We start from the raw sequence: 25039 nt of genomic DNA, 5'->3' as shown, positions 1-25039 counted from the left end.
TCCTACTTGCTGCCTCTGCACGCAGAAAACAAGATCGGTGCTGGACAACGCAAGGTCGCGATCCAGAGGAGGTTCCGTATGCACCTGTACGCCCGCTCCATTGCCGAACTGCGCAGCAGCCTGCGCGAAATGCTGACCCATGACATCAGCAACCCCGACGAAGACCCCCACCTGTCGGGGGTGATGTTCTTCTGCGCCACCGACGAGCACTCTCGGCAACTGATCGAACGTATCGAGTTGCTGGCCAGCGAGGTGTTCTTCGACCCGAACGGGCGGGCCATTACCGAACACCTGAAAGCTGCCGCAGTGGATGGCGTGCGTATCAAGCGCAACCGCCAGGCGCCAGCGGACGAGACAGTGATCCGCATCGCGGTGGCGGACAAGGGCTATATCACCGTGAGCACCGCCCGGTTCTGAGCATTATGGGGCTGCTTTGCAGCCCCATGCCCTTCCCTGTCCAATCCGCTATCCTGAGCACTCCCCCGCTCCGGACCACCCCATGGAACTGCACATTCGCCTGGAAGGCCGCAAAGGCCTGGCCGATCAGCTTTACCAGCAACTGCGCGCCGGTATCGACAGCGGCCACCTGGCCGCTGGCACCCAACTGCCGCCCACCCGACTGCTGGCAGAACAACTGGGCGTATCGCGCAAGACCGTGGCCGAGGCCTACTCACGGCTGACCTACGACAACCTGCTCAGCGGCGTGGTCGGCCGTGGCACGTTCATCACCCCGCGCCAACCACTGCGCAACCATGAGTCCGCCAGCATTCCCCTGGCCGGTGCCGCATCCCTCGAACGCTGGCAGCAGCGCGCCACCGTGCTCGCCCAACGCCAGCTGCAAACGCCCTCGCGCTATGACTTTGTCGGCGGGGCATCGAGCAAGTCGCAGTTCCCGTTCGACCAATGGCGCAGCTGCCTGAATTACGCCCTGCGCCGCAGCCAGCGTCACCCCGAACGGCAGTTCCAGGCGCAGGGCCTGCCGGAGCTGCGCGAAGCTATTGCCCACCACATCGCCTACGCCCGCGGCGTGCACTGCAGCGCGGCCGACCTGCTGGTGTGCAACGGCGCCCAGCAAGCGCTGGACCTCATCGCCCGGGTACTGGTCGAGCCAGGCTGCCAGGTGGCTATGGAAGACCCCGGCTACCCGCCGGCACGGCAACTGTTCCTGGTCCTCGGGGCACGCCTGCAATCGGTGCCGGTGGATGATGAAGGCCTGTGCGTGGAGCAGATCGCCGACGGCACCCGGCTGATCTACGTAACACCCTCGCACCAGTTCCCGCTGGGCATGCCCATGAGCGAGCCGCGCCGGCATGCCCTGCTGGCGCGAGCTGCCGAGTTGGGCGCACTGATCATCGAAGATGACTACGACTGCGAGTTCCGCTACCACGGGCCAGCCTCGGATGCCCTGCAGCGCCTCGACCGGCATGGCCTGGTGGCCTACGTGGGGACCTTTTCCAAAACCCTGCTACCCGAGTTGCGGCTGGGTTATGCCGTGCTGCCACCAGCCGTGCTGCAGGCCGCCTGCGTGGCCAAGCACCTCAGTGACTGGCACAGCCCGACTTTGCTGCAGTGGGCGTTGGCGCGCTTTTTGGGCGAAGGCCACCTGAACAAGCACATCCGCCGCTGCCACGAGGTCTACAGCGCTCGCCGCGAGCGCATCCTGGCGCGCCTGGGTGGCGACCTGGCACCATGGTTCAGCCCAATCCCCGCCAGCGCCGGGTTTCACCTCAGCGCCTTGGCTGCGCCCGGGGTGGATGTGGAACTGCTGGCCAACCTCGCACGCAAGGTAGAGGTCGGCCTGTATTCACTGGCGCCATTCTTCAGCGAAGCGCCGGCGCGCCCGGGGCTGTTGCTGGGCTTCGGCGCCATCGAACTGCTGGACATCGACCCGGCACTGGACCGGGTGCGCGATACCCTGCAACGCCTCAGTTGACTGGCACGGGCTTGCCTGTTGGGGCTGGGCGCGCGATGGCTGCGGCATAGCCACGCGGGTTGAAGCAGGTGGTCACCAGCAGCATGGCCAGCACCGTCACGGTGAGCAGCGTCCACGACGCCTGGAAGTCGCCACTCATGTCACGCAGCCAGCCGGTGATATACGGCACGATACCGGTGATGATGAAGCCGATGCCCTGCACGAACGCCGCCAGGCTGCCGGCCTCGGCGGGCGTCTTCAGGTGCTCCAGGGTCAGCGTCAGGCTTTGGCTGAAGCAGGCGCCCAGGCCAAAACCGATCATCGCAACCCACAGCCCCGAAGCCTGCGTAGGTGCCAGCAGCAGGCCGAGGAAGCCGGACAGCTGGATTGCCAGCGCCAACCACAGGCCTGGGCGGCGGTCAGACCAGCGCCGCAGCAACAGCGGCAAGCCCAGTGCACCGGCTACCTGGAAGACCGTCATCAGGCCAACCAGGTCTGCGCCGCCCTGAGCGCTGCCGCCGTGCTCGATGTGGTACGCCGGCAGCCAGGCCACCATGCTGGTGTAGCCGCCATTGATCAGGCCAAAGTACAAAGCCAGCAACCAGGCCCGGCGCGTGCCGAACCAGTGCCCGCCAGCGGCCCCGGCCAGCTTTGGCGGCCCCTGCCGAGGCCGCAGCACGGCCCAGGCCAGCAGCGCCAGCAGTGCCGGGATCGCCCACAGGCCAAGGCCGACCTGCCAGTGGCCGAAGTGGCCGCTGATATGCGGGCCAAGAACGGCGGCCATGCCGCCGCCACTCATCAATGCCGCCGAGTACAAACCCATAGCCCCCGCAAGGCGGCTGGGGAACCAGCGGTTGACCAGCCCCGGCATCATGCCCTGCACCACCGCCACCCCCAGGCCGGCGACCACAGCACTGGCAATCAGCGCCCAGGCGCTGTCTAGTTGCAGGCGCCACAGGCAGGCCAGCGCAATGGCCGCCAGGCCTCCGAGCATGCCGCCGTGCTCGCTGATCCAGCGTCGCAGCCACGGCTGCAGCAACGGCACCAGGCCCATGCACAGCACCGGCAACGCCGTCAGCAGGGCGGCCTGCTGGTAGCCCAGGCCGGTGCTGGCGCGCATGGGTTCGAGTAACGGGCCGATACTGGTCAGGATCGGCCGCAGGTTCAGCGCCAGCAGAATCACCAGCAACAGGTTCAAAGCAGCTCTCATTGTGCATCGGTTCTCTGGTAGCAGGACCGGGCCATTATCCCGGCTTGCCAGCCCTGGCAGAAATGAAGAGATTGGATGCTTGTCAGTGGCCACCTGAATGGACCATTGGCCTCCGGCTTATGTGTGCAATTGGCTATCGGGGAGGCCAAAAGGCAGCGCTACAGTAGAGCCATTCCCACCCCACACCTTTTGGAGACAGCCATGCACAACCGTATCGAATGGGCCAAGCACGCCCCGGAAGCCTACAAAGCCATGGTCGGCCTGGAACAGGCGCTGGCCAAGAGCGGCCTGGAAAGCTCCCTGCTGGAGCTGGTGCGCCTGCGGGCCTCGCAGATCAACGGCTGCGCCTACTGCGTCAACCTGCACGCCAACGATGCGCGCAAGGCCGGTGAGACCGAAGCACGCTTGCAGACCTTGAGCGTGTGGCGCGAAACCGCCTACTTCACCCCGCGTGAACGTGTGGCGCTGGCCTGGGTCGAGAGCCTGACCCGCCTGCCGGAGCGTGGGGCACCGCAGGGGGAATATGAAGCCTTGCAGGAGCACTTCGAACCGACCGAAGTGGCCAACCTGACCCTGGCGATTGCCACCATCAATGCCTGGAACCGCTTCGGGGTCGGGTTTGCCATGGTGCCGGCCTGATCATTCATTGATCGCCGTACCGGCCCTATCGCCGGCAAGCCAGCTCCCACAGATACTCCACAAACCTCGAATATCGTGGGGGACATGTGGGAGCTGGCTTGCCGGCGATAGGGGCCGTACAGGGAACAACTAACGCCCGGCCAACCGCGCCCTATAGCTGCCGGGGCTCTGCCCGGTCCACTTCTTGAACGCCCGGTGAAACGCACTCGGCTCCTGAAACCCGGCCTGCTCGGCTATCTCGGCAATGCTCAACACCCCCTCGCGCAACCGCTCGAAGGCCATCGCCCGGCGCACCTCATCCTTGATCTGCTGGTACGACCGCCCTTCCCGCTCCAGCTGCCGGCGGAACGTACTGGCACTGATCCCCTGCAGCTGCGCCAGCGCCGCCAAGGTCGGCCACTGCCCATAGTGCCGGGTGCGCAAATGCCGGTACACCTGCGCCACCAGTCCGTTCTGGTTGCGAAAACGGATCACCAACCCCTGCGGCGCACTGCGCAGAAAGGTTTTCAGGGTCGCCAGGTCCTGCACCACTGGCAAACGCAGGTAGGCGCTGTCGAACTCCACTTCGGTACGCCCGCTGCCCAGGCGCAGGTCCGGGCCCCACAACAGCAGGTCGTCGTCCTGGGCCGGGCGCGACACGGCCAGCTCGGTGCGGTCGATGGCGATGCGCCGCCCGGCCAGCCAGCACAACATGCCGATCATCAGCACCAGGTAGGTTTCCTCGGCATACACCCGGGTCAGTGGGTCGGCGATGTTCGACTGCACGCTGATCAGCGCGCGCCCAGCGCGCACCGTCAGGCTGCCGCGCAGGTCGCGCAGGAACAGGCCGAAGCCACCCAGGCACTGGCGCAAGGCCTTTTCCAGGTTTGGTTCAAGGATCAGCCCCCGGCAGATCAGGGCGAAACTGCCCAGCGGCATGCCATGGCTGTCGAGGCGGAAGAACTCGTCGTCCAGGCGCTGAATCTGTGCCAACCACAGCTCGGAGAACGCCTTGGCCGGTACGCGTGCCTGGGGCTGTTCGAGCAGTTGCGGGTCGATACCCACGGCACGCAGCTGCGCATCACGCTCGGCTGGGCAGTCGCGCAGGGCGTGGAGCATGGCATTGAGAAAGTACACGGCGACCGAATCGCTATCGCGCATGGTGGTTTTCGCTGTCTATGCTGAGTGGCAAAAAGTGCCAGGTTGTTTGAACAGATCCGGCATAGGCTGCAACAGAGCCTTTGCCTAGACTCGATCCCACTCCGGGACCGCCGGCCATTCTCGCAGAGCCTGGCCCGGTCCCGCCATGCCTAAGCTTACGGAGCCTCTATGAGCAGCCCAGAAATCTACGTCGTCAGTGCCGTGCGTTCCGCCATCGGTGGTTTTGGAGGCTCGCTCAAGGACCTGCCCCTGGCCGACCTGGCCACTGCCATCACCCGCGCCGCCATCGAGCGCTCGGGCGTGGCCGCCGAGCAGATCGGCCATATGGTCATGGGCACGGTGATCCCGACCGAACCGCGCGATGCCTACCTGTCGCGGGTTGCCGCGATGAACGCCGGCATCCCCAAGGAAACACCTGCCTTCAACGTCAACCGCCTGTGCGGCTCGGGCCTGCAGGCCATCGTCTCTGCCACCCAGTGCCTGCTGCTCGGTGATGCCGATGTGGCCGTTGCCGCCGGTGCCGAGTCCATGAGCCGTGGCCCTTACCTGCTGCCGCAGGCACGCTGGGGTGCGCGCATGGGCGACCTGCAAGGCATCGACTATACCGTCGGCGTGCTGCAGGACCCGTTCGAACACTTCCACATGGGCATCACCGCAGAAAACGTCGCCGCCAAACATGGCATTACCCGCGAAATGCAGGATGAACTGGCCCTGACCAGCCAGCGCCGCGCCGCCCGCGCCATTGCCGAAGGCCGTTTCGACAGCCAGATCGTCCCGCTGGAGCTGAAAAGCCGCAAAGGCACCGTACAGTTCGCCGTGGACGAGCACGTGCGTGGCGACGTCACCGCCGAGCAACTGGCCGGCATGAAGACCGTGTTCAAGAAGGACGGCACCGTGACTGCAGGCAACGCCAGCGGCATCAACGATGGCGCGGCCGGCCTGGTGCTGGCCAGCGGTGACGCGGTGCGTCGCCTGGGCCTGAAGCCGCTGGCGCGCCTGGTGGGCTATGCCCACGCCGGTGTCGAGCCCGAACTGATGGGCCTGGGCCCGATCCCGGCCACCCGCAAGGTGCTGGAAAAGACCGGCCTGAAACTGCAGGACCTGGACGTGATCGAGTCCAACGAAGCCTTCGCCGCCCAGGCCTGCGCCGTGGCCCGCGAGCTGGGCTTCGACCCGGAGAAGGTCAACCCCAACGGGTCGGGCATTTCCCTGGGCCACCCGGTGGGCGCCACTGGCGCGATCATCGCGACCAAGGCCATCCATGAACTGCAGCGCATCCAGGGCCGCTACGCCCTGGCCACCATGTGCATCGGTGGCGGCCAAGGCATTGCCGTGGTCTTCGAGCGCGTCTGAGGGAGCCTGACACATGAGTATTGAACAGATCGCCGTGATCGGCGCCGGCACCATGGGCAATGGTATTGCCCAGGTGTGTGCAGTAGCTGGCTACCAGGTGCTGCTGGTGGATGTTTCCGACGCGGCGCTGGAGCGCGGCGTGGCCACCTTGAGCAAGAACCTCGAGCGCCAGGTCAGCAAAGGCACCCTGGGTGCGGACAAGGCGGCGGCGGCAAAAACGCGCATCCGCACCAGCACCGACTACGCCCAGCTCAGCAGCGCGCAGCTGGTGATCGAGGCCGCCACCGAAAGCCTGCAGCTCAAGCAGCGCATCCTGCAGCAAGTGGCCGCCAACGTCGCCAACGACTGCCTGATCGCTACCAATACCTCGTCGCTGTCGGTCACCCAGCTGGCCGCCAGCATCGAGCACCCCGAGCGTTTCATTGGCGTGCACTTCTTCAACCCGGTGCCGATGATGGCGCTGGTCGAGATCATCCGCGGCCTGCAGACCAGCGACAGCACCTACGCCCAAGCACTGGTGGTAACCGAAAAGGTCGGCAAGACGCCGATCACCGCCGGCAACCGCCCAGGCTTCGTGGTCAATCGCATCCTGGTGCCGATGATCAACGAAGCGATCTTCGTGCGCCAGGAAGGCCTGGCCAGCGCCGAGGACATCGACACCGGCATGCGCCTGGGCTGCAACCAGCCCATCGGCCCGCTGGCCCTGGCCGACCTGATCGGCCTGGACACCCTGCTGGCGATCATGGAGGCCTTCCATGAAGGCTTCAGCGACAGCAAGTACCGCCCTGCCCCGCTGCTCAAGGAAATGGTCGCGGCCGGTTGGCTGGGGCGCAAGACCGGCCGCGGTTTCTTCACCTACTGAGGACAAGCCGCCATGCCCCCGGTCAATGCCGCAATGCGCTGTGCCAGCTTTGAGGAGCGACGTGACCGGGCCATGGCGCTGTTTGCCGAAAAGGGCTTTGGCCAGGTCAGCATGCGCGAGCTGGCGGCCCATGTGGGGCTGACGGCAGGCTCGCTGTACCACCACTTTCCTAGCAAGCAGGACCTGTTGTACGACTTGATCGAGGAGTTGTACGAAGAACTGCAGGCCACTTTGGACCAAGGCCGCCGGGCCATGGCACGCGGGGCCTCGGCACTGGGCTGCCTGATTGCAGCACACTGGCAATTGCATGCCGAGCGGCCGATGCAGTTTCGGCTGGCGGAGCGCGACTTGTGCTGCCTGAGCGATGACCAGCAGGCGCGCCTGGCCTTGTTGCGCAAACGTTATGAGGCGGGGTTGCTGAGGCTGATCGCGCCGCAGGCGAAGTTGCAGGGGCAGGCGCTGGTGGCCACGGCGCATGTGGTGGCGACGCTGCTGAACCAGTTGCCGGGGATGTTGAAGGCATTGCCCGAGGAACAGGGGCTGGGGCTGATGGAGAGCATGTTGGCAGGTGGTATAGAGCGGACCCTGCGATAGCCTGTACTGGCCCTATCGCCGGCAAGCCAGCTCCCACAGTTACGCTGCAGATCTCAAGGCCTGTGCAGTACTTGTGGGAGCTGGCTTGCCGGCGATGGGGCCACCCGCTTTAACGCAAAAGTCTCTGGATCTGCTCGTGCAAGGTGTCCAGGTCAAACGGTTTGGCCAGGATCGGTGCCTTGCGGGTGATCGGGCTGCCTGACTCGAGAATCTCTGCCGGGTAGCCACTGATGAAGATTACCTTCAGGTCCGGGCGCAGCTTCACCGCGGGCTCGGCAATCTCCACCCCGGAGATGCCACCCGGCAAGCGGAAGTCCGTCACCATCAGGTCCAGGTGCGGTTTGCTGGCCAGGATGGCAAACGCCTGCTCGCCATCTTCGGCCACCAGCACGTGGTACCCCTCACCTGCCAGGTAATCACGCAAAATCATGCGAATCGCCGGTTCATCCTCGACGACCAACACCACATCTTGTGCATCTTCACTCATGTTAACGCCTTGAAATTCTTACAGTTGGCCATCAGACCCCAGGCTTACGCAGAGGTTGCCCGAGCCTGGTCGTTTTGTTCTTTGAATGTTGCCAGCGGCAATTGCAGGGTGAATGTGGCGCCCTTGCCTTCCTCGCTTTCAACCCGTATCCGGCCACCGTGCGCCTGCACGATCTGCTCGGAGATGTACAACCCCAAGCCCAAGCCCCCGCTGGCTTGCTGGGCAGCGACCCGCTCGAATTGCTGGAAGATCCGCTGCTGGTTGGCGGCGCTGATACCGATGCCGTGATCCTGCACCTGCACCCAGGCCATGCCCTCCTGCTCGAACACCCGCACCTGCACCGGTTTGCGCTCGCCGTAACGCATGGCATTGGACAGCAGGTTGGCCACTACTTGTTCAATCCGGAATTCGTCCCACTCCCCCTTCAATGCTTCACAGCGCTGCAGTTCGATGTGTGTGTCCAGGGCCATGGCCTGGGCGGTGAAGTTTTCCACCAACCCGCGCACCAGCTGGCCGAGGTCGAACAGCCTGGGACGCAGCGACAATTTACCGGTACGGATGCGCGAAACATCCAGCATGTCTTCGACCAACCGGATCAGGCTGTTGATCTGCCGCTCGTCGCGCTCGACCATGGCCTGCAGCTTGTCGGCGCTGAAGGCGTCCAGGTTGCCCCGTGCCAGGTGCATCTTGCGCAACTGGGTTTCCAGGATCAGGCCATTGAGCGGCGTACGCACCTCGTGGGAGACGATCGACATGAAGTCGTCACGCATGCGCACTGCATGCTCCAGCTCACATCGCGCCACCTGCAGCTGGCTGAGCAACAGCTCTTGCTCCTGGCGGCTATGCTCCAGGGCCTCCAGCTGCCGGCCCAGCACCTTGCGCTGGCGGAACAGGTCGACGAACACCGAGACCTTGCTTTTTACCGCCAGGGTATCGAGCGGCTTGTGCAGAAAGTCCACGGCGCCGCTCTCGTAGCCCTTGAAGGCATAGTTCATCTCGCGGCCTGCGGCGCTGACGAAAACGATCGGGATGTTCTTGGTCTTGTCGGTGCCGCGCATCAGCTCGGCAAGTTCGAAACCGTTCATGCCCGGCATCTGCACATCGAGGATGGCCAGCGCGAACTCGTGCTCGAGCAGCAACGACAACGCCGCTTCGGCAGACTGGGCCTGGTGCACCTCGCGGTCGTCGCCCTGGATCAGGGCATCGAGCGCCAGCAGGTTTTCCGGCAGGTCGTCGACAATCAGCAGTTTGGCGGTGGTGTGGCTTAGCATGCGCTGTATTCCAGGGTCGCGAGCAGCTGCCCGATACCACTCAGAGTAAGGATATGGTCGGGCTGGTGCAGGGCCAGGGCGGCCTCCGGCATCAGGGCGACCTGTGCGTCGCGAGGGTCTTGGACTATCGTGCGGCCCCCATTGTTCTTGATATAGGCAAGGCCCCTGGCGCCGTCTTCGTTGGCACCGGTGAGCAGCACACCTAGCAGGCCATCGCCATAGGCATCGGCCGCCGAGATGAACAGAAAATCGATTGCTGGACGCGAGAAATGAACGGGTTCTTCCTGGCTCAGCGACAGCGTCAGGTCGTGTTCCACCGACAGGTGGTAACTCGGACCCGCCACATAGATCTGCCCGCTGCTGATGCGTTCCTTGTCACGTGCCTCGTGCACCGGCCGATGCAGCCGACGCTGCAGCACTTCGGCCAGTTGGCTATGGCGGTCGTCCGGCAGGTGCAGCACGCAGAGCACAGGTAAGGCGAACGCCGGTGGCAGCGCGCCGAGCACTTCAAACAATGCCGCCACGCCGCCAGCCGAGGCGCCGATCACCACTGCGCGTACGCCGTTCATGACTTACGGAAGATCCGTTCGGGCTTGACCAGCGGCTCGAACCGGTCGCTGTAGGCCGAAAAGTCCACCGACTCCTTGCTGCCCAGCACCAGGAAACCCCGGTGGCAGAGCGACTCATGGAATAGCCCGAGGGCGCGGTCCTGCAGCTCCTTGTTGAAGTAGATCAGCACATTGCGGCACGACACCAGCTGGGTCTCGGAGAACACGCTGTCGGTGGCCAGGCTGTGGTCGGCGAAGGTCACGTTGTCGCGCAGGCTGCTGTCCATGATGGCGTTGCCATAGGCCGCTGTGTAGTACTCGGTAAAGTCACGACGGCCACCGGCCAGACGGTAGTTTTCCTCGTACTCGCGCATGCTCTGCATCGAGTAGATACCCTGCTTGGCCCGGTCCAGCGAATGCGGGTTGATGTCGGTGGCGTAGATGATGGTGCGCTCGAGCAGGCCCTCCTCACGCAACAGGATGGCCATCGAATACACCTCCTCGCCTGTGCTGCAGCCCGCGATCCATACCTTGATCGAGGGCCAGGTACGCAGCAGCGGCACCACTTCGTTGCGCACGGCAAGGAAGTGGTCAGGGTCGCGGAACATCTCGCTGACCGGGATCGTCAGGTACTGCAGCAACTGCATGAACATGCCGGGGTCATGCAGCACGCGCTCCTGCAGCGCCGATACCGTCAGGCAGTCGAACTGGCGCAGCGCATGCAGGATCCGGCGCTTGATCGAGGCGCCGGAATAATTGCGAAAATCGTAGCTGTACTTGAGGTAGATGGCCTCGATCAGCAAGCGGATTTCAATGTCGGTGTTACGTTCGCTAGTCAAATTCGCTCCAGTTGCGGCAGCCATACACGAATCAACGAGAACAAACGATCCAGGTCGATCGGTTTGGCCAGGTAATCATTGGCTCCGGCCTGCAGGCAACGCTGCTGGTCATCCTTCATGGCCTTGGCGGTCACGGCGATGATCGGCAGTTTGCGCCAGCGCGGTTGCTGGCGAATCAGCCGGGTGGCCTCGAAGCCGTCCATTTCCGGCATCATCACGTCCATCAGCACCAGGTCGATGTCGTCATGCTGCTCCAGGCGCTCGATGGCCTCGCGGCCGTTACGGCCAATCTCGACGATGGCACCCTTGTGTTCCAGGGCACTGGTCAGGGCGAAGATATTACGCACGTCGTCGTCCACCAGCAGCACCTTGCGCCCCTCGAACACCTTGTCGCGGCTACGCGCAGTCTTGAGCATGCGCTGGCGTTCGTTGGACAGCTGCGATTCTACCTTGTGCAGGAACAGCGTCACTTCGTCGAGCAGGCGCTCCGGCGAACGCGCGCCTTTGATGATGATCGACCGCGAGTACTTGAGCAGGTCGGCTTCTTCTTCGCGGGTCAGGTTGCGCCCGGTGTACACGATTACTGGCGGGAAGGAGCGGATATCCTCGGCGGTCATGCGCTTGAGCAGCTCGTTACCGAGCATGTCGGGCAGCTTGAGGTCGATGATCATGCAGTCGTAGATGTTCTCGCGCAACAGCGCCAAGGCATCCTGGGCCATGGCCACGGCAGTGATCTCGATATCGTCGTCGCCAATCAGCCGGGCGATGCTCTCGCGCTGCAGGTCGTCGTCTTCCACCAGGAGGATATGCTTGAGCTTTTGCGTAAGCTTGGCTTCCAGGCGAGCGAAGACTTCTTTGAGTTCTTCGCGACTGGTCGGTTTCACCGCATACCCTACCGCGCCCATGTGCATGGCCGCCTCGACGCGGTCTTCCACCGAAATGATGTGCACCGGGATATGGCGGGTGCCGGCCTGCTCCTTGAGGCGCTGCAGCACGGTCAGGCCCGAGTGGTCGGGCAGGCGCATGTCCAGCAGGATGGCGTCCGGTATGTACTGGGCCGCCAGCTCGAAGCCTTCGTCGGCACCATGGGCCACCAGGCAGCTGTAGCCCAGTTCGTGCGCAAGGTCGAAGAGGATGCGGGCAAAGTTGGGCTCGTCTTCGATCACCAGAATGCACCGGGTATCGAAAGGTGCCCGCTCGCGATCGTCGGCGAAAGTCGGCGCCGGGCGCAGGGTGGTAGCGGCCACAGGCACTTGCGGCGCAGGTGGCAACGCGTCGACGGCAGGGCGCAGGCTTTGCGGCTCTATGTCCTCCGCCTCGGCGGCATAGCGTTCCGGCAGAATCAGGCTGAACACACTGCCCTGGCCCGGGGTGCTCTCGACATTGATCTGGCCACCGAGCAAATGCGCCAGGTCACGGGAAATCGACAGCCCCAGGCCGGTGCCACCGTAGCGGCGGTTGCTGGTGCCATCGACCTGATGGAAGGCGCCAAAGATCGCCTGCTGCTGATCGGCAGCAATGCCGATGCCGCTGTCACGCACCGCGAATACGATACCATTGCCAGCCTGGAAGCTGACGTTCATGCTGACCTGGCCACGCTCGGTGAACTTGATGGCATTGGACAACAGGTTCTTGAGGATCTGCTCAAGGCGCTGACGGTCCGTGAACAGGGTGGTCGGCACCTGCGGCTCGACCTTGACCTCGAAGGCCAGGCCCTTGTGGCCGGCAAGCGGCTGGAACATGCCGCGCAAGCCTTCTGCCAAGCGCTCGACCTGGGTGGTCTCGGGGCGTACTTCGAGTTTACCGGCCTCGACCTTGGCAATGTCGAGAATGTCGTTGATCAAGTTGAGCAGGTCGTTGCCGGCCGAGTAGATGGATTCGGCGAACTTGACCTGCTCCTCGCTGAGGTTGCCTTCGCCGTTTTCTGCCAACAGCTTGGCCAGGATCAACGAGCTGTTCAGCGGCGTGCGTAGCTCGTGGGACATGTTGGCGAGGAATTCGGACTTGTACTTGCTCGAGCGCTGCAAGTCGTCGGCGCGGGCCTGCAACTCCACCTGCGCCCGGCCCAGCTCATCGTTCTTGCGGTCGAGCGCATCGGTGCGTTCCGACAACTGCTCGTTGGTCTGCTCCAGCTCGGCTTGTTGGGTCTCCAGGTGGGCCTGGGACTCCTTGAGCACTCGTGACTGCTCTTCAAGCTCTTCGTTGGCAGTCTTGAGTTCTTCCTGCTGCACCTGCAGCTCTTCATTCAGTTGCTGGGTTTCGGCCAGCACTTCCTGCAGGCGCTGACGATAACGGGCGCTTTCGATGGACATGCCGAGGTTGCCGCCGACGCGCTCCAGCAGCTCTTCATCGCGTTCTTGCAGAGGGCGCAGGAAACCCAGCTCGATCACCCCGTTGATCTGACCGTCTTCGGTGGCCGGCATCAGCAGCGCACTGCGCGGCAAGCCGCTGCCCAGGCCGGAACTGAGGCGATAGAAGTCTTCTGGCAGGTCGTCCAGGCGCAAAAGGCGGCCTTCGCGCACCGCCTGGGCCAACAGGCCGTCGTGGTCCAGCCTGATCTGCTCGCGGGCCTGCTCTTCGGCGCCCAGGCCATAACAGGCCACCCGCACCAGGCGGCCATGCTCGTCGCGCACATACACGGCGCCCACCACGCTGCCCAGATAAGAAGCGAAGAAGCGCAGGATGTTGTCGCCGAGCATGGGCAAGGACAGTTGACCGAGCACCTGTTGAGCCAGCTGGGTCTGGCCGTTGCGCAACCAGGCCTGGTGCTCCAGACGCTGCGCCGAGCGCTGCTGGGCCTGAAGGTTTTCATCGTAGCTGGTCGACAGGGCCAGCAGGTCTCGACGGCCGAGGTACGCCAGCAAACCACTGAGGCTGACGATGAACAGCACGAAGGCCGAAATCGCCGTCACAGTAACCGAGCTGACCGTTTCGTTCCGGGCCATGCGCAGCTGTTGTTCGGTGCTGATCAGGCCATCGAATTCCTTGCGGATTTCATCGGTGATGCGCTTGCCCCGGCCATTGCCGATTGAGGCCTGGTAATCGCCCTGGGTGCGGCGCAGGGTGATCATCTCGTTGCCGAAGTCGTTCCAGGCGTGCTGCAAGGCAATCAGCCGGTCGATGCGATCAACCTGCTGCGGGTTGTCCTCGACCATCGCGCGCAGGCTTTGCAGGCTGCCGAGAATACGTGGCTTGGCCACCTCGTAGGGGTCAAGGAAACGCTCGTCACCCGTGATCAGGAAGCCGCGCATACCGGTTTCCATGTCGATCGACAGTTTGACCGTCTCGTTGGCATTGCCGATCACCCGGTCGGTGTGCTCGACCCACTGCATGGCCGAAAGCAGGTAATTGATCACCGCGACGAAGGCCACCGCGCCCAGCAGGCCAACCCCCAAGGGTAGGCCGATGTTACGGCTCAACAGTTTGCGGAAGCTTCGCTGGTCCATCGAGGCTGCTTGAATCATGTGAAAACGCCCGAGCAAGAAAAGTCCATTGGAAAAGAGTGGCGGATTGTTGTTATCTGCCACTGCGCCGTCCTGATAAGCGAGTCTAACCAGCTTTACCGGGTCTGGCAGGGCATTTAGCCAGTATTTGAAGGCGCAGTGCGCCAATCGTTCCATCTGATTGCAGGGATCGGTATCCTCGGGAACTTCTGCTGCCAACCGGAGCACAGATTAAAGACATTCATTGCACAGGACCCAAACCATGCACCTTCTGGTAGTCGAAGATGACGACATCGTCCGTATGTTGATGGTCGAAGTGCTCGACGAGTTGGGCTACTCGGTCATCGAAGCCGAAGACGCCGCAGCCGCGCTGCGGGTGCTCGAAGACCCGAACCAGACACTGGCACTGATGATGACCGATGTGGGTTTGCCGGACATGCGCGGTGAGGTACTGGCGGGCAAAGCACGCGAGTTGCGCCCGTTGCTGCCCGTGCTGTTCGCCAGTGGCTATGCCGACAGTATCAATGTGCCCGAGGGCATGCACCTGATCGGCAAGCCGTTCAGCATCGACCAGTTGCGCGACAAGGTGGTGGCCATGCTCGGTCCGGTTTGAGATTGGGACTGCCTGTACCGGCCCCTTCGCGGGTAAACCCGCTCCCACAGGGACCGCACCGTTTCGAACGCTGTGGAGTCCCTGTGGGGGCGGGTTTACCCGCGAAGAGGCCAGTACAGGCAACACAGCTCAGAGCTCCCTGCGCAACAGATAGGTATCCATGATCCACCCCTTGCGCCGCCTCTCCTGCTCCCGCACTTCCAGTATGCGTGCCTTCACCGCCTGCAAGGGCCCGGCAATCAGCACTTCATCCTCGGTCCCCAGGTACGCGCCCCAGTAGATCACCAGCTCCGGGTCATCAAGCTGGGCAAACGCGCACTGCCCGTCGAGCATCACCACCACATTGTCGATAGGCCCCTGCCCGGCCAGGCGCCGCCCTGGCAGCACGGTCAGAGGCTCGCCGATGCGGTTGAGCGGCACCTGGTGCCGCGCCGCCAGCGCCTGCACACTGCTGATGCCAGGGATTATCCGCAGGCGCAGCGCCAGGCCACGTTCGCGGACCAGGTCGAGAATACGCAGGGTGCTGTCGTAAAGGGTTGGCTCGCCCCACAGCAGAAAGGCGCCGGTTTCCCCATCGCCAATCTCCTGCTCGATCAGTTGGGCATACAGCGCAGCTCGCTGTCGATGCCAGTCCTGCACCGCGCCCAGGTAGTCATCCGCCTGGCCATCGCGCAAGGGGTCGGCCACCTGCACCAGGCGATAGCCACCCTCGGGACGGTAGCGTTGCAGAATGGCCTTGCGCAGGCGGACCAGCGCATCCTTTTCGCCGCCCTTGTCGAGCACGAAGAACACGCAGGCGCTACGCAGCGCATCCACTGCTTCGTAAGTGATCTGGCGCGGGTCACCCGCACCGATGCCAATCAACAAGAGGTCTTTCATTGCCCTGCCCTTTGCGGGAACCAGCAGCCATTGTCAGGCGGCCGCCGGTATTTGGCAAAAAGCTCGCCTAGAAGATCGAGAAGTTGTAGCTGACAATGACACGTGTCTCATCCATGTCACGCGCCCACTTCTCATAGTTGCTGCGATAGGTGGAATTACGCAGGCGCACGCTGACATCCTTGAAAGTGCCACTTTGCACCTGGTACTTGAACTCGGTGTCGCGCTCCCATTCCTTGCCTTCGGCGCTGCTGCCCGGCACCTTGATATTGTCGCCGTTGATGTACCGGGTGAAGAAGGTCAGGCCGGGCACGCCCAGCGCCTTGAAGTCATAGTCGTAACGCACCTGCCAGGAACGCTCCTGAGCGGCGGCGAAGTCGTTGACCTGGGCATAGTTGACCAGGTACGGGTTGCTGCCATCCAGGTAGGGCATGGCGCTGTCGCCATACATCCGCTGCCAGCCGGCACTGATCTTGTGGCCGCCCAGGCTATAGCCGAGCATGCCGCTGAAGGCGCGATGGTCGATTGCACCCGCGCGGGCATTGCCAATGTCATCACTCTTGATCAGGCGCAGGTCAGCCGACAGGCTGCCCACCGCCAACGGCTGGCTGGCGACCAGGCCGAGGAAGTGCTGGCGGTAGATGTTTTCCAGCTTGGCCACCTGGTACTGGGCACTGATTCGCTCGTTGAAGCGGTAATCGACACCAGCCAGGTCGAAGTGGTCGGCTTCGATATCGCAGGCATAGCGCTTGTTCTTGCAGTGCACGCGAATGTCCTGGCGGTCGGTCGAATCCCGTGCGGTGTATTTGTCCAGGCGGGCCAGGGTGAACTTCAAGTCGCGCACTTCCTCAGACGTGAGCATGGCGCCATGGAACATGGTAGGCAGCAGGCGGCCATCGTTGTATTTGAGCAAGGGCACATCGGGCATCATCGAGCCGTACTTGAACACGGTATTGGACACCTTGACCTTGGCCGCCAGCCCCATCTTCGCGTACTGGTCAGCCGAGTGCCGAGGATCATGCCCGGAAGAAGGCAGCAAGCCGCTGTTACTGTCGGCCGGGCTGGAGTCGAGTTTGAAACCGAACATGCCCAGCGCATCCACGCCAAAACCTACCGGGCCCTGGGTATAACCCGACTGCACATTAAGGATGAAACCTTGAGCCCATTCTTCCCGCTTGGACGCACCTTGGCTGGAACTGCTATGGCCGTCACGAAAATCCCGGTTGAAATAGACATTGCGTGCTTCAATCTTGGCGCTGCTGTCTTCAAGAAAACCGGCGGCCTGGGCGTTGACGCCGGCACACAACAGGAACAGGCCGGCAACACGGCGCCCAGGGGCGAGGGGGAAAGGGGAAAACATGCGAGGGAACATCCAGAATCAAAGGCGAGTTTACACACTGTGGCACGAACTGGCCACGGCACTGCGACAAGGCCGAACAATCGCCGGCCATCATCTGAAATGATCGCGCAAAGGCTCTGGCACAGGCCATTGGACCATGGTCTAAACGTGCCGAAGGGCAGGCGCAAAAAACCCGGAAAATACCGCACGCAAAACTAGGAAAGTTCCCGCCTTACTTACAAAAGTTAGCAGTTTACCAAGTACCCATGAATGACTACACTCGATATCAGCGAACAGCGGAACCCACCCGCGTGGCTGGCGTTTTTATGCGTATTCAATGTTCGTCACGCCCTGCCACGACCGACGTACAGGAGTGATTACAGTGTCCAGACTTGCAGAGTTTCGTGCTGCCGAAAAAGCGCTCCAGGAGCAGATCGCGCAACTGGAAGCCTTGAAAAAGGATGCCGGCCTCAAACGCGAAATCGAATTCGAGCAGAAACTAGTCGGCCTGATGAAAAGCTATGACAAGAGCCTGCGCGATATCATCGCCATCCTCGACCCCAAAGCGGTAAGCAGGGGTACCAGCACAGCGCCCAAACAACAGCGCCGTCCGCGCGTGGTAAAGGTTTATCAGAACCCGCACACCGGCGAGCGGATCGAGACCAAAGGTGGCAACCACCGGGGCCTCAAGGCCTGGAAAGAACAGTACGGGGGCGCCACGGTAGAAAGCTGGGTACGCCGATGAAACGTCCACACTTGCTTCACACTTTTTTCACAAGGGCTGGCTCAGTATCGAGACAGCTAAAGGACTAGCGACCCCACGCGCCCGCACATGCGGGCCTCTAATTCTAGCGCCCTGCCTTGTGCAGGGCGCTTTCATTTGCGCAATCAGCGCACTGCCGTATCATGGCCAGCCTGTCTGTTTTGCCGGTGCCCTGCGCCCGGCCCCGTCTCAGGAGTTCCCATGAGCCTGCACGATCTGCAAACCCTGCCTGGCGTCACCGCCCAACCGGATGCCGCTACCGCCCAATTCGTCTTCAACCACACCATGCTGCGGGTCAAGGACATCGAGAAGTCGCTGGACTTCTACACCCGCGTGCTGGGCTTCCGCCTGGTGGACAAGCGCGATTTCCCGGAAGCCGCCTTCAGCCTGTACTTCCTGGCCCTGGTCGACCCGGCGCAGATTCCCGCCGATGACGCCGCACGCCACCAGTGGATGAAGTCGATCCCTGGCGTACTGGAGCTGACCCACAACCACGGCACCGAAAACGATGCCGAGTTTGCTTACCACAACGGCAACACCGACCCGCGCGGGTTTGGCCACATCTGCATCTCCGTGCCGGATGTGCGCGCAGCTTGTGCGCGCTTCGAAGCACTGGAAGTACCCTTCCAGAAACGCCTGCAGGACGGGCGCATGAACCACCTGGCCTTCGTCAAGGACCCGGACGGTTACTGGGTCGAAGTGATCCAGCCGACCGAGCTCAAGGGCTAAGCGTTGGTCGTTGTTCGCTCGTCGGGCCGGGAACTCCCGGCCCCTTGCTGTGGTATATGAAGGTAACTGCTTCACATGCCACAGCGAGGTAAGGACGATGCAATCTCTTCACTGTGAATACCGCGAGCACACCATCACCGCCAGCGTGATGCCCCACCCCGACTCCCCCCTGCCCTACGCCGCCGGCTGCATGATCACCGCGCCCGACGGGCATACCAGCAAGCGCCTGTCGATGCCAATGAAGTTTTTTTCCAGCCTTGAGAATGCGCAGCATGTGTCGCTGGCCCATGGCCGGGCCCTGGTCGACCAGCAGCTGGATGACGGGCACAAGGTGTTCTGACCCTTTTATGGTCTGTACTGGCCCTTTCGCGGCTAAAGCCGCTCCCACAGGTGCCCCACAGATTTCGGATGCTCTGCTGTACCTGTGGGAGCGGCTTTAGCCGCGAAGGGGCCAGCACAGGAGTAACTAGCCCTCCCGGGCGTAAGCTACTGCGGCCTCAACCTGCGCCCGCGTCGGCCGGATACCCGTGTACAGCACAAACTGCTCCAGCGCCTGCAGCGCAATCACCTCCAACCCCGTAATCACCGGCTTGCCCAACGCCTGGGCCCGGCGGATCAACGGCGTCTGTGCCGGCATCGCCACCACATCAAACACCCGCTCCGCCGCCGCTATGGCCTGCTCGGAAAACGCCAGCGCCTCTGCCTCCGGCCCGCCTGCCATACCGATCGGCGTCACGTTCACCAGCATCGGCGGGCAGATGTCGCCCAGCTCCGCCACCCATCGATAGCCGCACACATCCGCCAGTTGCCGACCGGCCTGCTCGTTGCGCGCAACGATGATGCCTTCTGCAAAGCCGGCATCACGCAGGGCACTGGCCACGGCCTTGGCCATCCCACCACTGCCACGCAAGGCAAAGGCGGTGCCCGGATCGACCTGATGCTGCGCCAGCAACTGGCGCACGGCCAGGTAATCGGTGTTGTAGGCTTTCAGGTGGCCATCGGTATTGACCAAGGTATTGACCGACTCGATGGCCGCTGCCGACGGGTCGATTTCGTCGACCAGTGCCATGCAGGCCTCCTTGTACGGCATCGACACGCCGCAACCGCGGATACCCAGCGCGCGGATCCCCGCCACCGCCGCAGGCAGGTCATCGGTGCGCATGGCCTTGTAGTAGAAGTCCAGGCCCAACTGCTGGTACAGGTGGTTGTGAAAACGAACGCCGAAGGTGCCGGGGCGGCCGGCCAGGGAGATGCACAGCACGGTATCCCTGCTGGGAGTTGTCGACATAACCTGCTCCTTTGTCATAACTGAAACGTTTGTTCAGCGTAACAGAGCCAACCACTGGTCGTCCCTTACACAACCTTTACCGTTCCCCTGTGCTCAGCTGACAGAGACTGGAGTCATATTAGTAAGGCCCCGAACGTGGGGTTTCTCTGCGAGGTTGCTCTATGAACCGTCACATTCCCGGAATCGCCCTGCTGGTCGGCGCCTTGGCCATCAGCGGGCCCGCTGCTGCCCACGGCGGCCATGGCGGCGGTGGCTGGTATGGGCCGGGCCCGCTCCTGGGTGCGGCGGTGGTCGGCGCTGTGGTCGGCGCGACGGTTTATGGCGGGCGTGACCGTACGGTGTACGTCGAACGCCAGCCGGTCTATTACGGGCCGCCGCCGGTCTACGTGCAACCACCGCCGCAGCCGGTGTATTACCAGCCGTACTACGCGCCGGCACCACCGCCCCCGGGGTATCGCACCTACTACGGCCCGCCCCCGGTGTATTACGGCCCACCGCGCTGGTAAGGGTTGATAGAACTAATGACCACTATCGAGGAAGTTGATTTCAAACCGCCCAGGCTGCTGCGTATGGTAGAGCCATGTTTCACAGGAGGTCCTCATGGCCACTATCCAGATCATGTCCGTTGTCGGCAGCGCCGTCCCCACTTCACTGCGTGAGCAGGGCCTGCTGGCATGCTGGTACCTGGTGCGCAACGGCGAAGCCGTGAGCGGGCCAATGCCATCCCTTGCCTCGGCCCAAGCCCTGGCTGAACAGCTGCAACCAGGCACCTTGGTCGCCTGACCGAATTTGTTGTGCGTTGCTCCCTACGCCCTTATGGCCCGCCAATTTGGCGGGCTTTTTTTTGGTTTTTTGCCGGCCCTGTCACCATAATGTTGGCTCAGCGTTGTGAGCTACGCCGCAGCTGGCTCGTCAGCGCCAGCACTTTGCCTTGCAGCCGCCCTACGGTCAGCACCAGATCGTTGCGCTCCCTGGCGAGCTGATCAGCTTTGGCTTCTGCCTCTCGCCGGGCGTCCCGCTCAATGTCCAGCAACTCGGTCAGGCGGCGGATAACTGCAATATCTGCGTTGTCCATCGCACGCTCGGCTGCATCCCGGGACAGCCACTTGCGCAGCCATAGAAATGCACCTAGCAGCACAGTGCCCGTGCCGCTCAGCCAAGTGACTGTGCCCGGGCCGAGGTCGGTCGGATCCATGTAAACCTCTTTACCGATGATGATGCGACGAGCCCTGGACAAAAATGCCTCAGTGGCTTTTCTTGTTGATGGATTTAATTTAGCCTACAGCTAACATTGCAACAAGAGCTAATTTAGCCATGCGCACATTTAGCAGCAAGCTAAACACTGGCATGCTTCGTCCTATGGACATCTACGACATTCGCAAGCACAACCTGGTCAAGCTTATCGGCAGCCAGAAGAAGGGATCCTGCGCAGAACGCTGGGGGATGGCGCCTGCACACCTGAGCCAGATTCTTTCCGACAAGACCGCGAAAAACCTGGGCGATGATGTGGCCCGCAGAATCGAGGGCATCGAAGGCCTGCCCCGGGGTTGGTTCGACGCACTGTCGGCAGGCGACCCCGTGCAGCCGTCGGTCGAAGCGGGCGAAGGCAAGCTTTCGGCGGCCGACCTGGTCATGCAGATGCTTGCCCGAAGCGGCAAGGGAATCCCTGAAGAAACCCGGCAAAGGCTGCTGGCCGCTGCAGAAGAACCGCAGGATGCCACGCTGATAAAGGCTGACTTTGTTCGCCCGGGCCTGGTCGGTGACGAAGTGTGGATTGCCCACTACGATGTGCGGGCCGCCATGGGCGGTGGCCAGATCCCCCACGACTACCCCGAGATGTTCAAGGACGTTCGCGTCAGCCCCAGCCATCTTCGCGAGCTGGGTGTGGCGTTCACTGAACACCACCACCTCAAGATGATCACCGGCTGGGGCCAGTCGATGGAGCCGACCATCAAGCACCGCGACCCGCTGATCGTCGATGTCAGCATCCGCGAGTTTGTCGGCGATGGCATCTACTTCTTCTCCTGGGGTGATCACATCTATATCAAGCGGTTGCAGATCGCTGACGATGACCACTTCGAGATGATTTCCGACAACTCGCGGCACAAGGACCGCATGATTCGCCGGGAAGAAACCTACATTCAGGCCAGGGTGCTCTTGGTGTGGAATGCGCACCTGGTATGAAGCCGAAGCCCGCCACCCTGGCGGGCTTTGCATAACGCTCAGAAAGGCGCTGCCGCTTCAACCTCCTCCTTGCTGAACTGCTCGACGATAAAGTCGTCACGCTCCTCCACACTGCTACGCTCCCAGCGCACGGTGACGCTTTCGTCGTCGTTGAACGTCAGGTCCAACTCAGGCGTGTCGGACAGCAGGCCCATCACTTCCTCCCACTCCGCATCACCGTCGGTATCCAGGCGATGCACAACGACCCAGCGCTGCGTCTGTGCGAGCGGGTGGTTGATCATCGACGACACCCGCAGGCCAAGCCGCTCTACTCCGGTCATTTCCTGATGCTGCTGGGGTGCTGCATTCATGTGCTTAGACATATTCTCATCCTGATAGCTGTATATTCGTACAGTGCTCGGCGAAAGCTTATCTCACCCCCAAATCCAGGGTAAAGCCCTGTCACAGAAAAATTTCGCCAGCAGGTAATTTGTCTCAGAGCGAATTTATTTAGCTTCCAGCTATTGACCACATTTTAGCTTAAGGCTAATGTTCGATTCGACAGCCAGATGCAAGGCTGCTCGATCGGTTCATCCTTCAAGCCACTTTTTCGTCAGGAGCTCCCATGACCGTAGACATCAGCAACCTCACCATCGCCACCCCGGTGGCCGTCTCCTCAACCAATCCTGTAGCACTCGAACTCAACGGTGCCGAAGCGATCGCGCGGTTGCCGAGTGTGGTAACGGTACTCAGCGATGGCTCGATCCAGCTTTCAGCCCCTACCAAAGGTGCTTCGAGCAAAAGCACCCACAGGACCCGCTGCGAGTGGACAGAAACCGAAGACTGGACATTGTCCAGCGCCCAGGATCACTGGAATCGCCAAACCATGACCCTGACCAAGGTCAACTCGGCGCTGAAGGTGGTGATCGCCCAGATGCACGTGCGTGGGGATGACAGCCCGCCGGTGAAGGTGTTCTGGAACAAAGGCAACATTACCCTGGGGTTTCGGCGGACCTACAACCAGACCGACCCGGTAAACTCGACCGTGCTCAAAGGGGTGCCTCTGGGGGCGCAGTTCAACGTGAGCATCCACACCACGTCTGCAGGCGTGGTGAATGTAACGGCCAAATGCAACGGGGTGTCCGGCGCCTCTGGTGATTTACAGCTCGACAGCACTTGGGCGTCGCGCCTGTTCGAATTCCACGGCGGCATCTACAACCAGGTTGACTACACCGATGCAACGCCGGCCACTGACGGCTCGGTCTGCATCATCAGCGAGCTCTCGCTGATCCATCGCTGAGCGTCGAAAGCCGGCAACGCATCCCGATGCCCCGCCCGTCACAAATGGCATCGGGACGCCGGCTGACCAAAAGCGCGTGGTTGACACGCGTGACACGCCACGCCATTGATTAGTCTCGATGAGTCATATTGTTGCCTCCCCGCTCTCAGACTAATAATTAGCTATCTGCCTGGGGAGGTGCGAAACATGCAACCAAGATTCGTTATCGTTCCTGCTGTGCCAGTGGAAGGCGAGTCCTTCTGCATTGGCAACCGGTTCTATGCCGCTACAACTTCGGGCGGCTTCGATATCTACGACAACCAGGAGAAACAGCGGCTCAAGCGCGGCTTTATCAACAAGTCCGAGGCCGCGACTGCGTGCGCATTGATGAACGCCGAATCACGCAATCCAGCGGCGCAGTTCCCGATCTTGCGCACAGATTGATGTGCGGTATCACGCTGCCTTAACGCTAGCGGCTGCAGCGGATCAGTCCGCCCGGTGAAGCGGCAGGAAACAGGCGCTCGAAAGGGCTTGCAGTGTCATGTCGCCGTGCCGTAGATTTGCCCGATCCTGTCATTCCTGCTGGTGTTGAGGAGTGACGCTGAAGCCCAACACTCAGTTGGGCTTTTTCGTTTTTGCGACAGGGCCATTTTTCAGGGTGTGCCGATTGTTGCGATTCATTAAAAGAAAGTTCTCCAGAATGCTGCGAAAGTGGTTTGTATACCTTGCGGTTGCAGGGCTGGCGGGTAACTACAGCCGCTTGTTCGATCATCTTTCAATCTGGAAACCTTGGCGCTTGGCCAAGGGCATAGCGGCCCACCTCATCGCATCCTGACGCGCTGCCCGCCAGCGCCTTCCTCTACTCAACCAGCCCCCCCCCCCGCCCGGCGAGTTCGAGTCGTCCAAGGGTCAAATTTTTACCCAGCTCATAATCTGGTTTCCATGTAGCCACATTGTGACCTTGGCGCGGTCTTGTCCGGCGACAATCACCGCGCAAGTCGAGTGCAGGCAGTAGCCGTTGAGCGTCGGCGATATTCCGGATCGCACTTCCCCTTGTTTTTGACAGTCCGCTCTGCTGCAGCATGTTTCTCTGGTGATAGGGGCCAATTAATGTAGAGCACATTTGTACTCCAGTCAGCTTTAACCCCTCTCCCTCTATTTCGAGACGGCGAGAAGATCGGCGGCAGGATCGCCCTCGGCAGCGATCCGACGAGCTTGCGCCACTCCCCTGGCAAGGATCCTCGTCATCGACTCGCCTGGCTGAGAGGTGAATGCCTCTTCGTATAAAGCCATCCCTGACCGCGCATAAATCCCCAAGAACATCTGCGTCCCGCCAGGTCGGCAAGGCCTCACCCGAACATCAATACGAGTGCCGTCACTCAGTGTTTCTTCATGACTTTGGTGGTGCAGTGTAGGGTCAGCCCAAGCCCAATACACGTGGCCCCTCATTCGCATAAAGCTCTCCTTCATTGCCGGCTGGTGGTTGGTGGAACCAGGACTGGCAGACCCCTTCATTTGGAATTAGGCCTATCCAACTAGCTTGACCACTGGCCACGAACGAAAGCTCCATTTTTTTACGCCACTGGCCTCTATTCACTGCCGCGATATTGGCGACCAAGGAATACCCGGATCGTGTCCCAGGAAGTGGTGTAACTCATCATGGCTCTGGCCACTGAGTTTGCCGTTTAGTT

At 62.1% G+C, this 25039-nt stretch carries 28 protein-coding genes; 15 read left to right on the top strand and 13 right to left on the bottom strand.

The window, feature by feature from the left end; all coding sequences use genetic code 11:
- Window positions 1–78 precede the first annotated feature (78 nt).
- Together WF331_RS22700 and pdxR are read left to right on the top strand one after the other, a co-directional pair.
- Complete coding sequence (locus tag WF331_RS22700) at window positions 79–417, top strand: hypothetical protein (protein ID WP_016499130.1); 339 nt, start codon at window positions 79–81, stop codon at window positions 415–417.
- Between the two features lie 82 nt (window positions 418–499).
- Window positions 500–1933 (top strand): MocR-like pyridoxine biosynthesis transcription factor PdxR, encoded by a 1434-nt coding sequence (pdxR, locus tag WF331_RS22695; protein ID WP_284362851.1) that lies wholly within the window; start codon window positions 500–502, stop codon window positions 1931–1933.
- On the opposite strand, the gene WF331_RS22690 is transcribed toward pdxR, so the two are convergent.
- The gene (locus tag WF331_RS22690; protein ID WP_229608727.1) at window positions 1926–3122 is read right to left on the bottom strand and encodes a cyanate transporter; all 1197 of its coding nucleotides are present in this window, start codon (window positions 3120–3122) and stop codon (window positions 1926–1928) included. The genes pdxR and WF331_RS22690 overlap by 8 nt on opposite strands.
- 201 nt (window positions 3123–3323) lie before the next feature.
- Here WF331_RS22690 and WF331_RS22685 point away from each other — a divergent pair, with 201 nt between their 5' ends.
- Window positions 3324–3761 (top strand): carboxymuconolactone decarboxylase family protein, encoded by a 438-nt coding sequence (locus WF331_RS22685; RefSeq protein WP_016499127.1) that lies wholly within the window; start codon window positions 3324–3326, stop codon window positions 3759–3761.
- A 129-nt stretch (window positions 3762–3890) separates the two neighbouring features.
- On the opposite strand, the gene WF331_RS22680 is transcribed toward WF331_RS22685, so the two are convergent.
- A complete protein-coding gene (locus tag WF331_RS22680) occupies window positions 3891–4901 on the bottom strand; it encodes an AraC family transcriptional regulator (protein WP_284362846.1) in 1011 nt (336 codons plus the stop codon).
- 168 nt (window positions 4902–5069) lie between these two features.
- Here WF331_RS22680 and WF331_RS22675 point away from each other — a divergent pair, with 168 nt between their 5' ends.
- From WF331_RS22675 to WF331_RS22665, 3 genes are read left to right on the top strand one after another with little or no spacing between them, the layout of a single operon-like run.
- Complete coding sequence (locus tag WF331_RS22675; RefSeq protein ID WP_284362843.1) at window positions 5070–6254, top strand: acetyl-CoA C-acyltransferase family protein; 1185 nt, start codon at window positions 5070–5072, stop codon at window positions 6252–6254.
- 13 nt (window positions 6255–6267) lie between these two features.
- Window positions 6268–7116 (top strand): 3-hydroxybutyryl-CoA dehydrogenase, encoded by an 849-nt coding sequence (locus WF331_RS22670; RefSeq protein ID WP_284362840.1) that lies wholly within the window; start codon window positions 6268–6270, stop codon window positions 7114–7116.
- Window positions 7117–7128: 12 nt separating this feature from the next.
- The gene (locus WF331_RS22665; protein ID WP_016499123.1) at window positions 7129–7710 is read left to right on the top strand and encodes a TetR/AcrR family transcriptional regulator; all 582 of its coding nucleotides are present in this window, start codon (window positions 7129–7131) and stop codon (window positions 7708–7710) included.
- A 109-nt stretch (window positions 7711–7819) separates the two neighbouring features.
- On the opposite strand, the gene WF331_RS22660 is transcribed toward WF331_RS22665, so the two are convergent.
- Genes WF331_RS22660 through WF331_RS22640 form a run of 5 tightly spaced genes read right to left on the bottom strand, consistent with a single transcriptional unit; the run spans window position 7820 to window position 14319 of the window.
- On the bottom strand, window positions 7820–8197 hold the full coding sequence (locus WF331_RS22660) for a response regulator (RefSeq protein ID WP_016487624.1): 378 nt from the start codon (window positions 8195–8197) through the stop codon (window positions 7820–7822).
- Window positions 8198–8241: 44 nt separating this feature from the next.
- Complete coding sequence (locus tag WF331_RS22655; RefSeq protein WP_063426672.1) at window positions 8242–9468, bottom strand: hybrid sensor histidine kinase/response regulator; 1227 nt, start codon at window positions 9466–9468, stop codon at window positions 8242–8244.
- A complete protein-coding gene (locus tag WF331_RS22650; protein ID WP_019472989.1) occupies window positions 9462–10037 on the bottom strand; it encodes a chemotaxis protein CheB in 576 nt (191 codons plus the stop codon). Before WF331_RS22650 ends, WF331_RS22655 begins: the two co-directional genes overlap by 7 nt.
- A complete protein-coding gene (locus tag WF331_RS22645; protein ID WP_016499120.1) occupies window positions 10034–10855 on the bottom strand; it encodes a CheR family methyltransferase in 822 nt (273 codons plus the stop codon). The genes WF331_RS22650 and WF331_RS22645 overlap by 4 nt, the downstream gene beginning before the upstream one ends.
- Window positions 10852–14319: a response regulator gene (locus tag WF331_RS22640; protein WP_284362831.1), complete on the bottom strand. Its 3468-nt coding sequence runs from the start codon at window positions 14317–14319 to the stop codon at window positions 10852–10854. Before WF331_RS22640 ends, WF331_RS22645 begins: the two co-directional genes overlap by 4 nt.
- A gap of 241 nt (window positions 14320–14560) precedes the next feature.
- Here WF331_RS22640 and WF331_RS22635 point away from each other — a divergent pair, with 241 nt between their 5' ends.
- Window positions 14561–14911 (top strand): response regulator, encoded by a 351-nt coding sequence (locus WF331_RS22635; RefSeq protein ID WP_063426678.1) that lies wholly within the window; start codon window positions 14561–14563, stop codon window positions 14909–14911.
- Between the two features lie 129 nt (window positions 14912–15040).
- On the opposite strand, the gene cobF is transcribed toward WF331_RS22635, so the two are convergent.
- Both cobF and WF331_RS22625 read right to left on the bottom strand, forming a co-directional pair.
- Window positions 15041–15790 carry a precorrin-6A synthase (deacetylating) gene (cobF, locus tag WF331_RS22630; protein WP_340623302.1) on the bottom strand — a complete coding sequence of 250 codons (750 nt, stop codon included), beginning with the start codon at window positions 15788–15790 and terminating at the stop codon, window positions 15041–15043.
- 67 nt (window positions 15791–15857) lie between these two features.
- A complete protein-coding gene (locus WF331_RS22625) occupies window positions 15858–17147 on the bottom strand; it encodes an OprD family porin (protein ID WP_284398914.1) in 1290 nt (429 codons plus the stop codon).
- A 361-nt stretch (window positions 17148–17508) separates the two neighbouring features.
- Between WF331_RS22625 and WF331_RS22620 the strand changes: the two genes are divergently transcribed.
- The 3 genes from WF331_RS22620 to WF331_RS22610 all read left to right on the top strand — a co-directional run bounded on the left by WF331_RS22620 (window position 17509) and on the right by WF331_RS22610 (window position 18958).
- On the top strand, window positions 17509–17871 hold the full coding sequence (locus tag WF331_RS22620) for a histone-like nucleoid-structuring protein, MvaT/MvaU family (RefSeq protein WP_284399017.1): 363 nt from the start codon (window positions 17509–17511) through the stop codon (window positions 17869–17871).
- A gap of 219 nt (window positions 17872–18090) precedes the next feature.
- Window positions 18091–18618 carry a lactoylglutathione lyase gene (gloA, locus tag WF331_RS22615; RefSeq protein WP_043196134.1) on the top strand — a complete coding sequence of 176 codons (528 nt, stop codon included), beginning with the start codon at window positions 18091–18093 and terminating at the stop codon, window positions 18616–18618.
- Between the two features lie 97 nt (window positions 18619–18715).
- A complete protein-coding gene (locus tag WF331_RS22610) occupies window positions 18716–18958 on the top strand; it encodes a hypothetical protein (RefSeq protein ID WP_016499113.1) in 243 nt (80 codons plus the stop codon).
- A gap of 126 nt (window positions 18959–19084) precedes the next feature.
- Here WF331_RS22610 and WF331_RS22605 read toward each other — a convergent pair whose 3' ends face one another.
- Window positions 19085–19906: a shikimate 5-dehydrogenase gene (locus WF331_RS22605; RefSeq protein ID WP_049275455.1), complete on the bottom strand. Its 822-nt coding sequence runs from the start codon at window positions 19904–19906 to the stop codon at window positions 19085–19087.
- A 161-nt stretch (window positions 19907–20067) separates the two neighbouring features.
- Between WF331_RS22605 and WF331_RS22600 the strand changes: the two genes are divergently transcribed.
- Both WF331_RS22600 and WF331_RS22595 read left to right on the top strand, forming a co-directional pair.
- Window positions 20068–20412, top strand: coding sequence for a hypothetical protein (locus WF331_RS22600; RefSeq protein ID WP_016499111.1), 345 nt, complete (start codon window positions 20068–20070; stop codon window positions 20410–20412).
- Window positions 20413–20506: 94 nt separating this feature from the next.
- Window positions 20507–20689: a hypothetical protein gene (locus tag WF331_RS22595; RefSeq protein ID WP_016499110.1), complete on the top strand. Its 183-nt coding sequence runs from the start codon at window positions 20507–20509 to the stop codon at window positions 20687–20689.
- Between the two features lie 97 nt (window positions 20690–20786).
- Here WF331_RS22595 and WF331_RS22590 read toward each other — a convergent pair whose 3' ends face one another.
- On the bottom strand, window positions 20787–21101 hold the full coding sequence (locus tag WF331_RS22590) for a hypothetical protein (RefSeq protein ID WP_016499109.1): 315 nt from the start codon (window positions 21099–21101) through the stop codon (window positions 20787–20789).
- A 164-nt stretch (window positions 21102–21265) separates the two neighbouring features.
- On the opposite strand from WF331_RS22590, the gene WF331_RS22585 reads away from it, so the two are divergent.
- Window positions 21266–22090 carry a S24 family peptidase gene (locus WF331_RS22585; protein ID WP_016499108.1) on the top strand — a complete coding sequence of 275 codons (825 nt, stop codon included), beginning with the start codon at window positions 21266–21268 and terminating at the stop codon, window positions 22088–22090.
- A 38-nt stretch (window positions 22091–22128) separates the two neighbouring features.
- Here the strand turns inward: WF331_RS22585 and WF331_RS22580 are convergent, their stop codons facing one another.
- On the bottom strand, window positions 22129–22452 hold the full coding sequence (locus tag WF331_RS22580) for a DUF1654 domain-containing protein (protein WP_241800687.1): 324 nt from the start codon (window positions 22450–22452) through the stop codon (window positions 22129–22131).
- Window positions 22453–22694: 242 nt separating this feature from the next.
- Here WF331_RS22580 and WF331_RS22575 point away from each other — a divergent pair, with 242 nt between their 5' ends.
- Both WF331_RS22575 and WF331_RS22570 read left to right on the top strand, forming a co-directional pair.
- Window positions 22695–23369 (top strand): polysaccharide lyase family 7 protein, encoded by a 675-nt coding sequence (locus tag WF331_RS22575; protein WP_016499106.1) that lies wholly within the window; start codon window positions 22695–22697, stop codon window positions 23367–23369.
- A gap of 186 nt (window positions 23370–23555) precedes the next feature.
- Window positions 23556–23792 carry an Arm DNA-binding domain-containing protein gene (locus WF331_RS22570; RefSeq protein WP_016499105.1) on the top strand — a complete coding sequence of 79 codons (237 nt, stop codon included), beginning with the start codon at window positions 23556–23558 and terminating at the stop codon, window positions 23790–23792.
- A gap of 711 nt (window positions 23793–24503) precedes the next feature.
- On the opposite strand, the gene WF331_RS22565 is transcribed toward WF331_RS22570, so the two are convergent.
- Window positions 24504–24803 carry a hypothetical protein gene (locus tag WF331_RS22565; RefSeq protein ID WP_340623321.1) on the bottom strand — a complete coding sequence of 100 codons (300 nt, stop codon included), beginning with the start codon at window positions 24801–24803 and terminating at the stop codon, window positions 24504–24506.
- Window positions 24804–25039 lie beyond the last annotated feature (236 nt).

The sequence above is a fragment of the Pseudomonas sp. YNh genome, assembly GCF_037993085.1.
Lineage (GTDB): Bacteria > Pseudomonadota > Gammaproteobacteria > Pseudomonadales > Pseudomonadaceae > Aquipseudomonas > Aquipseudomonas putida.
Note: the sequence above shows the minus strand (reverse complement) of the source record. Positions and strands in the feature narration are given on the sequence as shown.

Bases quoted from the DNA above. Each gene is read 5' to 3' on its own strand.
- WF331_RS22700 (WP_016499130.1), top strand. From the start codon at position 79: ATGCACCTGTACGCCCGCTCCATTGCCGAACTGCGCAGCAGCCTGCGC.
- pdxR (WP_284362851.1), top strand. From the start codon at position 500: ATGGAACTGCACATTCGCCTGGAAGGCCGCAAAGGCCTGGCCGATCAG.
- WF331_RS22690 (WP_229608727.1), bottom strand. From the start codon at position 3,122: ATGAGAGCTGCTTTGAACCTGTTGCTGGTGATTCTGCTGGCGCTGAAC.
- WF331_RS22685 (WP_016499127.1), top strand. From the start codon at position 3,324: ATGCACAACCGTATCGAATGGGCCAAGCACGCCCCGGAAGCCTACAAA.
- WF331_RS22680 (WP_284362846.1), bottom strand. From the start codon at position 4,901: ATGCGCGATAGCGATTCGGTCGCCGTGTACTTTCTCAATGCCATGCTC.
- WF331_RS22675 (WP_284362843.1), top strand. From the start codon at position 5,070: ATGAGCAGCCCAGAAATCTACGTCGTCAGTGCCGTGCGTTCCGCCATC.
- WF331_RS22670 (WP_284362840.1), top strand. From the start codon at position 6,268: ATGAGTATTGAACAGATCGCCGTGATCGGCGCCGGCACCATGGGCAAT.
- WF331_RS22665 (WP_016499123.1), top strand. From the start codon at position 7,129: ATGCCCCCGGTCAATGCCGCAATGCGCTGTGCCAGCTTTGAGGAGCGA.
- WF331_RS22660 (WP_016487624.1), bottom strand. From the start codon at position 8,197: ATGAGTGAAGATGCACAAGATGTGGTGTTGGTCGTCGAGGATGAACCG.
- WF331_RS22655 (WP_063426672.1), bottom strand. From the start codon at position 9,468: ATGCTAAGCCACACCACCGCCAAACTGCTGATTGTCGACGACCTGCCG.
- WF331_RS22650 (WP_019472989.1), bottom strand. From the start codon at position 10,037: ATGAACGGCGTACGCGCAGTGGTGATCGGCGCCTCGGCTGGCGGCGTG.
- WF331_RS22640 (WP_284362831.1), bottom strand. From the start codon at position 14,319: ATGATTCAAGCAGCCTCGATGGACCAGCGAAGCTTCCGCAAACTGTTG.
- WF331_RS22635 (WP_063426678.1), top strand. From the start codon at position 14,561: ATGCACCTTCTGGTAGTCGAAGATGACGACATCGTCCGTATGTTGATG.
- cobF (WP_340623302.1), bottom strand. From the start codon at position 15,790: ATGAAAGACCTCTTGTTGATTGGCATCGGTGCGGGTGACCCGCGCCAG.
- WF331_RS22625 (WP_284398914.1), bottom strand. From the start codon at position 17,147: ATGTTTTCCCCTTTCCCCCTCGCCCCTGGGCGCCGTGTTGCCGGCCTG.
- gloA (WP_043196134.1), top strand. From the start codon at position 18,091: ATGAGCCTGCACGATCTGCAAACCCTGCCTGGCGTCACCGCCCAACCG.
- WF331_RS22610 (WP_016499113.1), top strand. From the start codon at position 18,716: ATGCAATCTCTTCACTGTGAATACCGCGAGCACACCATCACCGCCAGC.
- WF331_RS22605 (WP_049275455.1), bottom strand. From the start codon at position 19,906: ATGTCGACAACTCCCAGCAGGGATACCGTGCTGTGCATCTCCCTGGCC.
- WF331_RS22600 (WP_016499111.1), top strand. From the start codon at position 20,068: ATGAACCGTCACATTCCCGGAATCGCCCTGCTGGTCGGCGCCTTGGCC.
- WF331_RS22595 (WP_016499110.1), top strand. From the start codon at position 20,507: ATGGCCACTATCCAGATCATGTCCGTTGTCGGCAGCGCCGTCCCCACT.
- WF331_RS22590 (WP_016499109.1), bottom strand. From the start codon at position 21,101: ATGGATCCGACCGACCTCGGCCCGGGCACAGTCACTTGGCTGAGCGGC.
- WF331_RS22585 (WP_016499108.1), top strand. From the start codon at position 21,266: ATGGACATCTACGACATTCGCAAGCACAACCTGGTCAAGCTTATCGGC.
- WF331_RS22580 (WP_241800687.1), bottom strand. From the start codon at position 22,452: ATGTCTAAGCACATGAATGCAGCACCCCAGCAGCATCAGGAAATGACC.
- WF331_RS22575 (WP_016499106.1), top strand. From the start codon at position 22,695: ATGACCGTAGACATCAGCAACCTCACCATCGCCACCCCGGTGGCCGTC.
- WF331_RS22570 (WP_016499105.1), top strand. From the start codon at position 23,556: ATGCAACCAAGATTCGTTATCGTTCCTGCTGTGCCAGTGGAAGGCGAG.
- WF331_RS22565 (WP_340623321.1), bottom strand. From the start codon at position 24,803: ATGCGAATGAGGGGCCACGTGTATTGGGCTTGGGCTGACCCTACACTG.